Source organism: Dehalococcoidia bacterium, from assembly GCA_030648205.1.
GTDB lineage: Bacteria > Chloroflexota > Dehalococcoidia > JAUSIH01 > JAUSIH01 > JAUSIH01.
In genome coordinates this window covers 1-12,785 of sequence record JAUSIH010000076.1, presented here as the reverse complement: position 1 = coordinate 12,785, position 12,785 = coordinate 1, and the positions used below count along the sequence as shown (strand labels likewise).

Genomic DNA, 12,785 nt, shown 5'->3' with positions numbered 1-12,785 from the left:
CCACATGTTGCCCGTGGCCCGTGGCGCGGGCGTGGTACAGCGCGGCAAGCCCGGCGACGGCCGCCGCCATGCCGCAATCGTAGTCGTGCGCGAAACCGGGGATGGTCACCGGCGGGCGGGCCATGTAGTCCGCGCCGTTCGGAAGGAGCATTCCCTCACCGCTTGCATGGAAGGTGGTCAGCGCGTGAGCCTTGTAATGCGCGTAAGGGCCGGTCTGCCCGAAGGGCGTGATGGAGATCACGACGAGGCGCGGGTTCCGCTCGTGCAGCGTTGCATAGTCCAGACCCCAGGACGCCATGTGGCCGGGGGGCGCATCTTCAATCAGCAGGTCGCTCTGATCAGCCAGTTCGGCGAAAAGACGGCGTCCCTCCGCTGATTCCATGGTCAGGGTGACGCCCCTCTTGTTGGTGTTGAGGTACATGAAGAGGCCGCTGTGTTCCGGGTGAGGCCGGTCTTCGGGGAAGGGGCCGTAACGGCGCGCCGGGTCGCCGCACGGGTCTTCGACTTTGATAACGTCGGCGCCAAGGTCGGCGAGCAGCTTGCCCGCGTACGGCGCGGCGACGAGTCGTCCATACTCCAGGACGCGTACGCCGGGCAATGCCGCGTGAGTCTCTGTGTCCATTCTGACTCCTTCTGTCGGCGGAACATGTCTGATATAACGCCAGCCGGTGCTGTGGGTCTCTCGCTCCAGGCACTCGCTGACTATGCCTTGACTCCTGGGGGTGGCGCTGCTAGTATGTCGGCACATTGCTTGGGCTATTAGGGTTTACGCCGCACCATCATCATACTGTCAGGAGGGTCACCATGCCACTCCATGTATTCCGCTATATTTCGGCAAGTCTTCTGGCAAGTGTGCTCGTGCTCGCGAGCTGCGCTCCCGCCCAGCCGGCGGGGGCCCCTTCCCAGTCGCCGCCGGGCCCGTCCGGTCAGGCCCCGGCTCAGGCGACCACGGCTCCCAAACCCTCGCCCGTGGCGCAGCCCCAGCGCGGGGGCACCCTGACCATCTCCACCGGCGCGGACGTCACGGACTTCGATATCCATCAGAACACGAGCATCTCGCTGCTCCAGCCCCTCGTTCCCGCCTACAACATGCTGGTCCAGTATGATCCCGGCAATCCCAGCAGTATTGTCGGCGACCTCGCGGAGAGCTGGAGCCTCAGCAGCGACGGCCTCACCTATACGTTCAAGCTGCGCCCCGGCATCACCTTCCACGACGGCCAGCCCATGACCGTGGACGACGTTGTCTACAACATGGAGCGCATGGCGAACCCACCCAAGGCGGTCCGCAGCGGTCGCAAGGAGCAGTTCCGCACGCTCGACAAAATCGAGAAGGTGAACGAGAGCACCATGCGCATCGTGTTCAAGGAGCCGTACGGCTCCTTCATGGCCCAGTTCGCCACGGACTGGTTCGTCATTTTTCCGAAGAGCCTCCTCGAGAAGAAGGGGGACATGAAGAAGGACGTTGTGGGCACAGGGCCGTTCATGCTTAAGAACTACACCCCTGGCATCAGCCTTGAGCTCGTCCGCTACGACAAGTACTTCAAAAAGGATATGCCCTACCTGGACGGCGTCACGACCTACATCATCAAAGACCAGTCAACGCGCTTTGCCGCCTTCCGCACCGGACAGGTGCTCATGACGGGGCGCATCTTCGCCGCGCTCTCCCCTTCCGAGGCGCGGACGGTTGAGAAGGATTACCCCAACCTGGTGCTCAAGCGGTTCTCCGGCCTTCAGGGGCCGTGGTTTGTCTTTAACACGAAGCGGAAGCCCTTCGACGACGTTCGGGTGCGCCGCGCCATCTTCCTGGCCCTCGACCGGGACGCGATGCTGAAGGTCATTGGTGAGGGAGAAGGCGTCGTGGGCGGTTTCCTGTCGCCCGGCGAGTGGACCCTGTCGGAGAAGGAGATGCGGCAGACGGCGGGCTATCGCATTCCGAAGGCGGCGGACATCGCCGAGGCGAAGAAGCTGCTGGCGGAGGCCGGCTATCCCAATGGCTTCGATGTGCCCACCGGTTTTGTTGTGCGCGACCTGGTGCAACGACCCTCGGAATTCTTCGCCGGACAGTTGCAACCCCTGGGCATCAACATGAAGCTGGAGGTCATGGAGACGACGGCGCAGAGCAGTCGGACTGCCAAGAGGGACTTCGCAATCACAGCCCAGTTCAACGCCTCTCGCATCAATGATCCGGACGAGCTGTTTCGCAAGTACATAACGAATGCTGATCAGGCCTACGGGGACTACAGCGATCCCGATGTCGACAGGCTCCTTGTGGAACAGGGGCGCGCCTTTGATCCCGTCAAGCGCAGGCAGTTGCTTCTGCAACTCAGCCAGCGGCTGGAGGAAACGGCTCCCGCTATCTCGCCGTACTGGGAGAACACTATTCTGGGCCTCTGGCCCCAGGTCAGGGGCTTTACGCCGCCGCCGTCCGGCAGCTACATGCTGAACCGGTACGAGAACATCTGGCTGGCCGCAAAGTAGTAGCGCGTCGCCATTCACGATAGGGTGCCGCATGCGTCAGTACCTGGCGCGACGCCTTCTGCTGCTCGTGCCCGTGCTGCTGCTCGTCTCTGCGGTCATCTTCATCATGATGCGCGTGTTGCCGGGCGACGCCGCCCTGGTCGTCCTGACCTCGGCGGGCGAGAAGCCGACACCCGAGAAGCTGGCGGAGGTCCGGGCAGAGATGGGGCTGGACAGGCCTGTCTTTGAGCAGTACCTGCGCTGGGTGGGCGGGCTGGTGCGGCTGGACGCGGGCGTGTCCACCCTCACCGGCCAGCCGGTCACAAAGGAGATTGCCCAGCGCTTTCCCGTGACGTTTGAGCTCGCCATGTTGGGCGTGCTCGTCTCGTTGCTCATCGCCATTCCCCTTGGCACCCTTTCCGCCCTTCGGCAGGACTCGTGGATGGATTACGGGCTGCGCGTCGTCGCCATCGGCGGGATCGCCATGCCGACATTCTGGGTCGGCACCCTTATCCTGCTCTTGCTCGTCCGGCTCTTCGGCTGGATGCCTCCGCTGGGATTCAAAGGCCTTTTCGATGACCCGGGCCGCAACTTCCAGCAACTTGTGTGGCCCGCTATTGTCCTCGGCTTCAACATGGCCGCCATCGTGACCAGGATGACCCGCTCTCAGATGCTGGAGGTCCTTCGGCAGGACTACGTGCGCACGGCTTGGGCGAAGGGGCTGCGGGAGCGCGTGGTCGTGTACAGGCATGCCCTGAAAAATGCCCTTCTGCCCGTGGTCACGCTGGTCGGCATCCAGTCGGCGCACCTGCTCGGAGGCACCGTCATCATAGAGACCATCTTCGTCGTGCCGGGCATGGGCAGCTACCTGGTGAACGCCATCGCAGGCCGCGACTATCCCGTCACGCAAACGGTTATCGTGGTGTTCTCGCTTGTGACCCTGCTGGCGAACCTGGGAGTGGACATCCTGTACGGATGGCTTGACCCGCGTATCCGGTACGCCGGGTAGGAGGAGCGGCGATGGCGCGAGCCGTCGGAGCGGTGGGCATAGCGCACACGGGCTTCGCCGCGCGGAAGCCGTTCTTCGTACGCCTGCGCGACTTCGCGCGCCGCAAGCCGCTGGGCGCCGCGGGCGGAGTCATTGTCGTGGGCCTCGTCCTTGTCGCTACCCTGGCCCCCCTGCTGGCCCCCTTCAACCCGTACAAACAGTACCTGGAGGACGTGTTCCGTCCGCCGGGCACGCCGTACTTCCTGGGCACGGACGACCTCGGTAGGGATATTCTCAGCCGGATCATTTGGGGCGCTCGCGTCTCCCTGTACGTGGGTCTTCTCGCCGTCATCTCCGGCACTACCGTCGGGGGAGTTGCGGGCCTCGTCAGCGGGTACGTGGGTGGCAAGATGGACATGCTCCTTCAGCGTCTGATGGACGCCCTCATGTCGTTCCCCACGCTTATTCTGGCGCTCTCCATCATGGCGGCGCTGGGGACCTCGCTGAGCAACGTGGTGATAGCTATCGCCATCGTCGAGATTCCGCGCGCCAGCCGCGTCATGCGTTCCACCTCCCTCTCGGTCAAAGAGATGCAGTACGTCGAGGCGTCGCGCGCCGTGGGCAGCAGTGGGTGGCGTATCGTCTTCCGGCACGTCCTGCCCAACTGCCTCGCGCCGTACATCGTCCTCGCGACCGCCGAGCTGGGCGCGGCCATCATCGTGGAGGCGTCGTTGAGCTTCCTGGGCCTTGGTACGCCGCCGCCGGAGCCGTCCTGGGGCGGTATGCTGGCCCGATCGGGCCGCAGCTATCTGGAGCGCGCCCCGTGGATCGCCATTTTCCCCGGACTCGTCATGAGCATGGTCGTCTTCGGCTTCAACCTGCTGGGCGACGCCGTGCGCGATATCTGGGACCCGCGGCTCCGCGGGGCGTAGGCCGTTAGGCTGGGAGCTGGATGCGCCGCGTGGGAATCTCGGCGCCGTGGAACCAGAGAGAGAACCACGTGGAGTGGTAGCCGCTTGGCCCTCCCGCCACGATGACCTTGAAGTTGTCGGGGCTGGAATGCACGCACGTCGTCCCTCCCAGGTCCGCGGGCCGGTGCCCCACGACGCCCAGGCGTTTCAGGTCGCCCGTGGTCAGCTCGCTCGGCCAGCGGGAGAGGGGGATGGCCTTCGTCCGCTTGTACAGCTCCTGCTTGACGTCCTTCTTGGACAGGCCCTCCCGCGCCAGGATGGCGGCGTGGTCGGGACACAGCATCAGGAGCGAATGCGTATCGGGGTGGCCCGCCGTCGTCGGGCTGTCCATGCAGCCCACGATGAAGTGCAGCAGGCCCTCCGCTGTCTTGCAGTCCGTCTCCGTGATGCGGATGGCGCTCATGGGCGCCACCAACGTCACCGCGCTCTCGTCCTTCTTGAAGCCGCGCTCAACGTGCAGCGGCTCCCACGGCGACCTCTCCTCGTACTCGCCGACGCACTGGCCGTAGCGGCCGGGATGGGCCTGACAGGACTTCGTGACCTCGGCGGGTATTGAACCGGCGGTGTTGAGCTGGATGAGGCGCGTCGCCCGTCCAATGGTGGCGTTCGCGCGCCACCCGGGGCCCAGGACGCCGTAGCCGCTATTGATGTTCAGCTTCTGGCGGACAGGCCCGTTCACGACGCTCATGAGCCACACGGGGTTCGTCGTGGTGTTCATGCCCAGAGGGTCCACGCCGGGATGGGGCATGCACTCCACGATGGTCAGCAGCACGGGGAAATAGGAGGGGTGACAGCCCGCCATCACCGCGTTGATGGCGATCTTTTCGACGGTGGCCGGCGCGTTCCGCGGCTCCAGGACTGCGACGACCTCGTTCGCGGGGCGGCCACCCGCGGCGATCATGCGCTGAACGCGGGCGGGAGTCGGCGGGATGACGGGCAGGCCGTCGGTCCAGCCGCGGGCGTAGAAGTCCTCGAAGATGGCTTCGGGGTCCTCCTCAACATCCACCACTTTGGACTTCAGGGGAGCAGTCTGCATGGTGTTCCTCCTGCGGACGAGACGTTACGCCGTGGGGACGCGGCGCGCGGGCATGGGACGAGGTTTTTCAAGCTGGTTGACCAGTTCCTGGACCTTCTCGTCGGCCAGCTTGAGCACCTGCTCCTCTGGCAGCATCTCGAAGGGGTGTGGCACCACGACCATGGGCAGGTCAGGGTACTTCAGGGACGTGGCGATGGCCTTCGCCAGGGAGACGAACTCCTCCGTCACCACGGCAACGGTGGGAATGCCCTTCTTCACGGTCTCGACTGCGTCGCGGATACACCACGACGTGCAGGAGCCTCAGGCCGCCAGCCCGACGATGGCGGCGTCGCTTCCGGCCATCCACTGGTTCCATTCCGCGACGCGTTTCGGCTGCACGGAGATGCCGCGGCCCTCAATGTGCAGGGTCTTCGCCGCTCCGTACTTCTGGCGCAACCCTTCCTCCACGCGCTGGGCGAAGATATCAAAGCGCGTCCAGTGCACGCGGACGCCGATGCTTTTCCCCTTAACCGAGTCCAGCCGGGGCGGCAGTGGCAACGATTCGCCGCTTCCCTCGCTTGTTGGGTCGAGCACTGCTATTTTTGACATAACGCACTCCTCCTTCTGGCTTCGCGCGTGTCGGGCGCAGCGGAATTGTAGCGTAGCGGGCATCAAGCGTCAACGCGTGGGCCACTCGTGTTGTGGCGCGTGCACAGGATGCGCGGGTGTCCTATCTTGTGATGAATGGTCGCCTGAGATGCCGCGCGTAGAGCGCAATTCCAGAGACTCGCTCGCCAGGACAGGGCGGAAACGGGCGAAACGCGAGCAGGCGAGATATGTGTCTCGTCCGGCAGCCGTGCTATAATGCACCCCGGCGTCCGGGACTCAGGATGCTCGGTGCTTTCAGTGATTCTCAGGTCTCCCACACCGCGCGGAACCGGAGGTAGAGCCATGACGACGCGGATCCTCGTCCCCCTGGAAGGAACTCAGGTCTCTGATGGGGCTATTTCAGCGGTAGAGAAGCTTGCGCGCGCGGGCGATGTTGAGGTCTTGCTCTTGTGCGTATGGGGACCCCAGGGGAGTCAGATGGGCCAGGACCCGGTACAGCGGGCACGCATACTGGACATGATGCGGTGTGTTGAGGCCAACCTGCGGCAGTACCTTGCGAAGCAGGAGAAGCGTTTGGCCGACCAGGGTATACCGACTCGCTCGACTTTCCTTGTGGGCTATCCGTCGGAGGGCATCTTCACGGTGGCCCGGCAACAGAAGGCTGACCTGGTGTTGATGAGCACCGCCGAGCCATCCGGTCCGATGTGCCGCGGGAAGTCCACCCCCTGGTGCCAGACCGTATGCAACTACGTGGAGGCCGTGCGGGCGGGTTAGGCTCTTCCCGCGGCCAGTGGAGAGGATGCGCCGTGAGAGGAGACTGGGGAACAAGCCAGGAGAAGGTCGCTACCCGCGCCCTATGCGTCGCACCACGCCCTGCGCGCCCCTGTGTGTCGGCGCGTACAGGTTGCCGTAGGGCCGCAGGTACAGGGGCACCAGCTTGGTGAACGGCCCGCTCAAAATGGCGTCGGCGTCTCCGCCGAAGTAGGCGACGTACTGTCCCACCAACTCCGATAGCAGGGCGGTGTCCTCGGCCCCCATCTTCGCGACGCCCACCTCTTTGCCCAACTGGTGGTCCTCCACGCTTCCCCGCAGGTAGATGACGCCGCCGTGCATACCCGTGCCAATGAAGCGGGACCGGTGGGTCTCACCCGCGCCCAGCGTCAGGCCCAGCAGCACCAGCACACCGCCGGCCATGTACTCGCCGAGGAAGTCCTGAGCGGTGCCGCCCACGACCACCACTGGTCGCGCGTCCTGGTACTGCTTCATGTGAATGCCCGTGCGGTAGCCCACGCTGTCGCGGACGAAGATGCGTCCGCCCCGGGCGGAGAGTCCCAGAATGTCGCCGGCGTGGCCGTGGATGACGATCTCGCCCTGGTTCATGGTGTTGCCGCACCCGTCCTGGGCGTGGGCGTGCACGGTGATGCGCGGCCCGTCCATGAAGGCGCCCAGGTCGTTGCCGGGCGTGCCGTGGATGTGGATATCCACGGTGCTGTCCAGGTCCGTGCCGATGTAGCGTTGTCCGTGGACGTTCACCAACTCGATGCGCTGCGCGCCCGCCGCCACCGCGTTCCGCAGGCGCGCGTTTAACTCCTTGTAGTGGAGGCCCGCCGCGTCCATGCGGACGACGGCGGTGGATGTCTTGTGCTCGTTGACGCGCACCACGGCTATTCCCCTGCCAGGCGCACGCCCAGGATATCGGCTTCGGCGCGGGTCAGGCCCACGCCCCGCAGGTGCAGCCGGTTCCCGCGGAGGCTCTCGATGGAGTTGATGCCCATGGCTCCCAGCATCTCTTTAATCTCGTGGCTCCAGCTATGCAGCAGGTTCGCCATCCGCTCCGCCGCTATCTCAGGGTTCTGCCGCTTGGTCAGCTTGTCGTCTGTCGTGGTGATGCCCCAGGCGCAGCGCCCCGTGTAGCAGGCCTGGCAGACGGTGCACCCGATGCTGATGAGAGCCGCCGTGCCGATGTACACCGCGTCCGCGCCCAGAGCGATGGCCTTTACCACATCCGCGCTGGTGCGGAACCCTCCCGCCACGACCAGGGACACCTGATTGCGGATGCCCTCGGCACGCAGGCGGGCGTCCACGGAGGCCAGTGCCATCTCGATGGGGATGCCCACGTTGTCGCGGATGGACTTGGGCGCAGCGCCCGTGGAGCCGCGGATGCCGTCAATTGCGATCATGTCCGCGCCCGCCCGGGCGATGCCCGATGCGATGGCCGCCGAGTTGTGGACTGCGGCGATCTTCACGCTTATGGGCTTGGTGTAGTTGGTCGCCTCCTTGAGGGCGTGGATGAGCTGGGACAGGTCCTCAATGGAGTAGATGTCGTGCTGCGGCGCGGGCGAAAGGGCGTCGGTGCCCTGGGGAATCATGCGCGTTGTGGCGACCGTCGCGCTGACCTTCTCGCCGGGCAGGTGGCCGCCGATCCCTGGCTTGGCGCCCTGCCCAATCTTGATTTCCACGATGCGCCCCACGTCCAGGTAGGCGGGGTGTACGCCGAAGCGCCCGGATGCCACCTGCACAATCGTGTGCGGGCCGTACTTGAACAGCTTGGGATGCAGTCCGCCCTCGCCGGTGTTGTAGAGCGTCCCCGCCAAGCTCGCGGCCCGCGCCAGCGCCTCGTGCACGTTCAGGCTGACGGCCCCGTAGGACATGGCGGAAAACATGATGGGCGTCTCAATGCGGACTTGCGGCCCCATCGTGGTCTTCATCTCCATTGTCCGGGGGTCTATCTCCAGCCGATCGGGCTTTCGCCCCAGGAACGTCCGCAACTCCATAGGCTCCCGCAGGGGGTCAATGGACGGGTTGGTCACCTGGCTGGCGTTGAGGCACAGCTTGTCCCAGTAGCATGTCCAGGGCTTGTCCGAGCCCATGCCCGTGATGAGGACGCCGCCGGTCTCCGACTGGCGCGTGATGTCCTCAATGACATCCGGGCGCCAGTGGTCGTTGTGTTTGTACTCAATGGACATCTGGTGAATGGTGATGGCCTGGGTGGGGCAGAAGACGACGCAGCGGTGGCACGCGACGCAGTTCTCGTCGGTGCTGCCGATGCGCTGGTACTGCGTATCGAAATACATGGAGTCGAAGCTGCACTGCTCGACGCAGCACCCGCAGCGGATGCAGCGCTCGTCCACGATGTCCACGCGGAAGCGCGGCTTCAGGTAGCTCTTTGTGTGGCCGTTGTGGCTGGTGACAATCATGGACTAGCCCCTCCCGCGCGCGCTCTTGCGGCCCGCGGCCTGGGTGGTCGCGGCGCTCTTCGGCGGGCCCGGTGCCACGCCCACCGTGCCGACGACAGGCTCGCCGCCCATGGGTGTCCACGTCCGCTCTACGTCCGGGCACACCAAGTGGATGGCCGACTCCTCCGACGAGAGGTACAGCACGTCTCCGCGGACACCCGCCACCAGGGGGCGGAGCCGGATGCGGTCCGTCAGGCCGATCATTTGCCCCGTGTGGGCGATGATGATGGTGAAGGGGCCGTTCAGCAGCAGGCTGCCGTACACCTGGCGCAGCGTCTGATGGAGGGCGCGCTCCCGCGGCGGCATCCGGTCTATCTCGGACCAGAGGGGCGCTGCCAGGATCTTGGCCAGGGTCTCTATGGAGTGGCCGTGCCGCCGGACCAGGAGGTCCACGGCGTAGGCGGCTACCTCAGTGTCGGTCTGGAGGGTGCAGAAGTAGCCGAACATCTCCAGGTGCCGGCGGTTGATGCCGTAGGAGGAAAGCTCGCCGTTATGGACGACCGTCCAGTCCAGGACATTAAATGGGTGCGCGCCGCCCCACCAGCCGGGCGTGTTGGTGGGGAAGCGACCATGCACCGTCCAGAGGTAGCCCTGATACTCCTCCAGGCGGAAGTAGCGTGCGATGGCTTCTGGAAAGCCCACGCCCTTGAAGACGCCCATGTTCCTGCCGCTAGAGAAGATGAACGCGTCGGCAATGCTGGTGTTTACGTGCATGACCCGCTGCACCACGGTATCGTCGCCGGAGAGTCCGTCCAGTTGCTTGGGCAGGGCGAAGTAGCGCCACACGTCCGGCGGATTGACGATGCCGTTGGCGGGACTGGTGGGTATCGGCTCGGCGTGCTCGATGTCGAATTCGGCGCGCAGGTAGGTTTCCACGTTCGCTTTAGCGGCCTGGCTCATGTACATGACGTGCAGGGCGTAGTGTTCCGGGTACTGGGGATAGATGCCGTACGCGGCGAAGCCACCGCCCAGGCCGTTGCTCCGGTCGTGCATGTTGGTGATGGCGCGGATGACGGCCTCGCTGGAGAAGCGCCGGCCTGTCGTATCCAGCATGCCAAAGAGAGAACACGCGGCGCTGGACTTGTCGTCCCCGTAGCGGTTGTCGGGGTTCAGGAGGCCTTTCATGGGGACACTTTCTCTGCTACGGGTCCAGCCACGGGCTGCTTCTCCGTCGGAGCTGCGTAGCCAGGCCCGCCGATCCAGGCGCCCCGCAGGTCTCGCGGCAGGGATGCCATGCTGAAATCCCAGTCGGCAAGACGCCCCTCGAACGAGCGGACGTCGGTCTGCTCACGCAGGAGGTTGAAGAGGACGCCGGACTGTTCGATCTCCCCCGCCATGACGAAGCCAATGAGCTTGTGATCGCGGATGACCAGTTTCTTGTAAGCGTCGGGTTTCTCTCTTGCGACGACGGGATAGCCCAGCGCGGGGTCGGGGTCGAACATTCCCGCGGAGATCAGCGCCATGTCGAAGTAGCTGAAGGCGTTCATGGCCGTGCAGCCATCGTAGCGGGTCGTCGCGCCCGCCATGTTCGCTCCGGCGACGCGTCCTCCCATGTAGGCGGTGGGCCAGATGGCCGTGACGCGAGGGACCCCGTAGATGAAGTCCTGCGCCTCGGCGACATCCCCGCAGGCGAAGACCCCCCTCGCGCTCGTCTCCATGTGGGCGTCCACCAGGATGCCGCGATTGCACCGGATGTCTGCCTCTCGGGCCAGTTCCGCGCGCGGGGTCACGCCGACCGCCATGCCGACGACGTCGCAGGAGACAAGCTCGCCGTTGTCCAGCATGACGCCGCCCACGGATGTGGCGTCGTCCGGACGGGGAAGTATCCTGGTGGCGGAGCGTCCGGTGCGCACGCTCACGCCCATCTTGCTCAGGCGTTTCTCAACCAGGCTGGAGGCGTGGGTGTCCACCATGGTGCTCAGCACCCGGTCCTTCAACTCCACCAGTGTAATCTGGATGCCTCCCCGGTGCAGCAGCCCATTCACCAGGCTGCAGCCAATCAGGCCTGCGCCGATGACAACGACGCGGTTCTTGCCGCTGGAGAGAGCCTCATGGAAGCTCTTGGCGTGGTCCATCGTCGTGAAGGGGTGCACGCCGCGCAGAGTCAGGCCCTCCATGCGCGGGATGATGGGCGTGCCGCCCGTCGCCAGGAGGAGGCGGTCGTAGGGGACGCGCCGTCCATCGGACAGCTCAACGGCCCGCTCTTTAGTATGTACTCGGGCCACGCGGGTCCCCAGCATGCACTCGATGCGGAGGCGCTTGTAGAAGTCGGCGTCCCGGAACAGCATCCGCTCGCCGAAGGTGCGTTCGCCGGCCAGGAACTCGGAGATAGCGGGGCGTGAATAGGCGGGGTACGACTCGTCGGACAGAATGGTTACATGACCGTCCGGGTCCGTCGCCCGGATGGTCTCTGCGGCACCTATGCCGCCCGCCGAGTTGCCGACAATGACGTAGCGGGTCATCGTTCTACGCCTCCGCCAGCGCGAGCGCCCCGTTGGGGCACGCCTCAACGCAGGCCGGAACATCTCGGCCCGGACACAGGTCGCACTTGGTGATGCGGCCGGTACCGGGGTTGCGGACGATGACCCCGTAGGGGCACGCCACGATGCATGTCCAGCAGCCGATGCACTTGTCCTGGTTGAAGTTGACGATCCCCGTCGCTGGGTCCTTGGTCAGCGCCCCCGCCACGCAGGCGTAAGCGCACAGGGGCTCGTCGCAGTGGCGGCAGTTGAGGGCGAGGGATACAGGGCCTTTCTGCAGGACGAAGATGCGTTTGAGAGAAGAAGAGGAGGTGCCCTTGAAGAGTTGGATAAGGTCGCGGCTGGGGGAATGCTCAAGCTGACACATCAGCTCGCAATGCCGGCAAGCGATACAGAAGTCCTCGATGGGATAAATGCGTTTCAACATGTATTGCCCACGTTCCCGCCAGACCCGCCGATAAATTTAGGAAAAGTGCTCATTAGCGTATATCCTCGCAGGTATAACCCGTCAATAGTGCATTTTCATTATCACAATAGTACAGCTGCACTATTTTTAGATGCGTTCAAATCTATTACCGCTGCCGACGCCTACCATTAAACCTTTCGTGGTCACAGACGCGGCGCAGAGAGCACGGCCCCGGAGCCGGAGAAGCGACGGGCCACGCAGGGGGCTATCATACGCGTCAGCAACCGGACGTCCTTGCGATATCGTATCATTCGTCGTTTCGTGGTGTAGCGCTTCGTTAATCAGGAGACTGGTGCAGCAGGTCTGGTGCATCCGATGTGCATGTGAATTACAGATTGTGGTAAAAATCACAAGTCGTGATATGCTGGGTGAGGAATCGCCCTCATGGAAGACCCGCGTCTCAACCTGATATGGAGACCTATGTGTCAATAGCCTGGTGGACGCTGCGATTCAGCGCCTGAATGACGCCTCTGGCGGTCGTGTCCCGTCAAGTGGTGTGAGACGACGTCATCCTGGTCGCACCATTACGCCGCGCTCGCCGTTACCAGTTCCCGCTCCTTGGT

Annotated in this window: 13 protein-coding genes; 4 read left to right on the top strand and 9 right to left on the bottom strand. The window is 64.5% G+C overall.

Annotated elements, in window-relative coordinates:
- A partial coding sequence (locus Q7T26_09105; protein ID MDO8532304.1) for a CoA transferase occupies positions 1-622 on the bottom strand: 622 nt, incomplete at its 3' end.
- 182 nt (positions 623-804) lie between these two features.
- Between Q7T26_09105 and Q7T26_09100 the strand changes: the two genes are divergently transcribed.
- Genes Q7T26_09100 through Q7T26_09090 form a run of 3 tightly spaced genes read left to right on the top strand, consistent with a single transcriptional unit; the run spans position 805 to position 4,377 of the window.
- Positions 805-2,478 carry an ABC transporter substrate-binding protein gene (locus Q7T26_09100; GenBank protein ID MDO8532303.1) on the top strand — a complete coding sequence of 558 codons (1,674 nt, stop codon included), beginning with the start codon at positions 805-807 and terminating at the stop codon, positions 2,476-2,478.
- Positions 2,479-2,509: 31 nt separating this feature from the next.
- Positions 2,510-3,466 (top strand): ABC transporter permease, encoded by a 957-nt coding sequence (locus Q7T26_09095; protein MDO8532302.1) that lies wholly within the window; start codon positions 2,510-2,512, stop codon positions 3,464-3,466.
- A gap of 11 nt (positions 3,467-3,477) precedes the next feature.
- On the top strand, positions 3,478-4,377 hold the full coding sequence (locus Q7T26_09090) for an ABC transporter permease (GenBank protein ID MDO8532301.1): 900 nt from the start codon (positions 3,478-3,480) through the stop codon (positions 4,375-4,377).
- Between the two features lie 4 nt (positions 4,378-4,381).
- On the opposite strand, the gene Q7T26_09085 is transcribed toward Q7T26_09090, so the two are convergent.
- From Q7T26_09085 to Q7T26_09075, 3 genes are read right to left on the bottom strand one after another with little or no spacing between them, the layout of a single operon-like run.
- A complete protein-coding gene (locus tag Q7T26_09085; GenBank protein MDO8532300.1) occupies positions 4,382-5,452 on the bottom strand; it encodes a hypothetical protein in 1,071 nt (356 codons plus the stop codon).
- Positions 5,453-5,476: 24 nt separating this feature from the next.
- Complete coding sequence (locus Q7T26_09080; GenBank protein MDO8532299.1) at positions 5,477-5,710, bottom strand: hypothetical protein; 234 nt, start codon at positions 5,708-5,710, stop codon at positions 5,477-5,479.
- A 42-nt stretch (positions 5,711-5,752) separates the two neighbouring features.
- On the bottom strand, positions 5,753-6,040 hold the full coding sequence (locus Q7T26_09075) for a hypothetical protein (GenBank protein MDO8532298.1): 288 nt from the start codon (positions 6,038-6,040) through the stop codon (positions 5,753-5,755).
- Between the two features lie 342 nt (positions 6,041-6,382).
- On the opposite strand from Q7T26_09075, the gene Q7T26_09070 reads away from it, so the two are divergent.
- Complete coding sequence (locus Q7T26_09070; GenBank protein ID MDO8532297.1) at positions 6,383-6,814, top strand: universal stress protein; 432 nt, start codon at positions 6,383-6,385, stop codon at positions 6,812-6,814.
- Positions 6,815-6,883: 69 nt separating this feature from the next.
- On the opposite strand, the gene Q7T26_09065 is transcribed toward Q7T26_09070, so the two are convergent.
- The 5 genes from Q7T26_09065 to Q7T26_09045 are packed head-to-tail and all read right to left on the bottom strand — an operon-like array spanning position 6,884 to position 12,180.
- Positions 6,884-7,657, bottom strand: coding sequence for a hypothetical protein (locus Q7T26_09065; GenBank protein MDO8532296.1), 774 nt, complete (start codon positions 7,655-7,657; stop codon positions 6,884-6,886).
- 47 nt (positions 7,658-7,704) lie between these two features.
- Positions 7,705-9,237, bottom strand: a complete 1,533-nt coding sequence (locus tag Q7T26_09060) for a glutamate synthase-related protein (GenBank protein MDO8532295.1) — start codon at positions 9,235-9,237, stop codon at positions 7,705-7,707.
- 3 nt (positions 9,238-9,240) lie between these two features.
- The gene (locus Q7T26_09055) at positions 9,241-10,401 is read right to left on the bottom strand and encodes a glutamine amidotransferase family protein (GenBank protein MDO8532294.1); all 1,161 of its coding nucleotides are present in this window, start codon (positions 10,399-10,401) and stop codon (positions 9,241-9,243) included.
- Positions 10,398-11,738, bottom strand: coding sequence for an FAD-dependent oxidoreductase (locus tag Q7T26_09050; GenBank protein MDO8532293.1), 1,341 nt, complete (start codon positions 11,736-11,738; stop codon positions 10,398-10,400). The genes Q7T26_09055 and Q7T26_09050 overlap by 4 nt, the downstream gene beginning before the upstream one ends.
- 4 nt (positions 11,739-11,742) lie before the next feature.
- A complete protein-coding gene (locus Q7T26_09045; GenBank protein ID MDO8532292.1) occupies positions 11,743-12,180 on the bottom strand; it encodes a 4Fe-4S dicluster domain-containing protein in 438 nt (145 codons plus the stop codon).
- Between the last annotated feature and the right edge of the window lie 605 nt (positions 12,181-12,785).

Excerpts from the sequence above, each read along its gene's own strand:
- Q7T26_09070 (MDO8532297.1), top strand. The coding sequence starts at position 6,383 with ATGACGACGCGGATCCTCGTCCCCCTGGAAGGAACTCAGGTCTCTGAT.
- Q7T26_09065 (MDO8532296.1), bottom strand. The coding sequence starts at position 7,657 with ATGGACGCGGCGGGCCTCCACTACAAGGAGTTAAACGCGCGCCTGCGG.
- Q7T26_09075 (MDO8532298.1), bottom strand. The coding sequence starts at position 6,040 with ATGTCAAAAATAGCAGTGCTCGACCCAACAAGCGAGGGAAGCGGCGAA.
- Q7T26_09055 (MDO8532294.1), bottom strand. The coding sequence starts at position 10,401 with ATGAAAGGCCTCCTGAACCCCGACAACCGCTACGGGGACGACAAGTCC.
- Q7T26_09090 (MDO8532301.1), top strand. The coding sequence starts at position 3,478 with ATGGCGCGAGCCGTCGGAGCGGTGGGCATAGCGCACACGGGCTTCGCC.
- Q7T26_09085 (MDO8532300.1), bottom strand. The coding sequence starts at position 5,452 with ATGCAGACTGCTCCCCTGAAGTCCAAAGTGGTGGATGTTGAGGAGGAC.
- Q7T26_09060 (MDO8532295.1), bottom strand. The coding sequence starts at position 9,237 with ATGATTGTCACCAGCCACAACGGCCACACAAAGAGCTACCTGAAGCCG.
- Q7T26_09100 (MDO8532303.1), top strand. The coding sequence starts at position 805 with ATGCCACTCCATGTATTCCGCTATATTTCGGCAAGTCTTCTGGCAAGT.
- Q7T26_09050 (MDO8532293.1), bottom strand. The coding sequence starts at position 11,738 with ATGACCCGCTACGTCATTGTCGGCAACTCGGCGGGCGGCATAGGTGCC.
- Q7T26_09095 (MDO8532302.1), top strand. The coding sequence starts at position 2,510 with ATGCGTCAGTACCTGGCGCGACGCCTTCTGCTGCTCGTGCCCGTGCTG.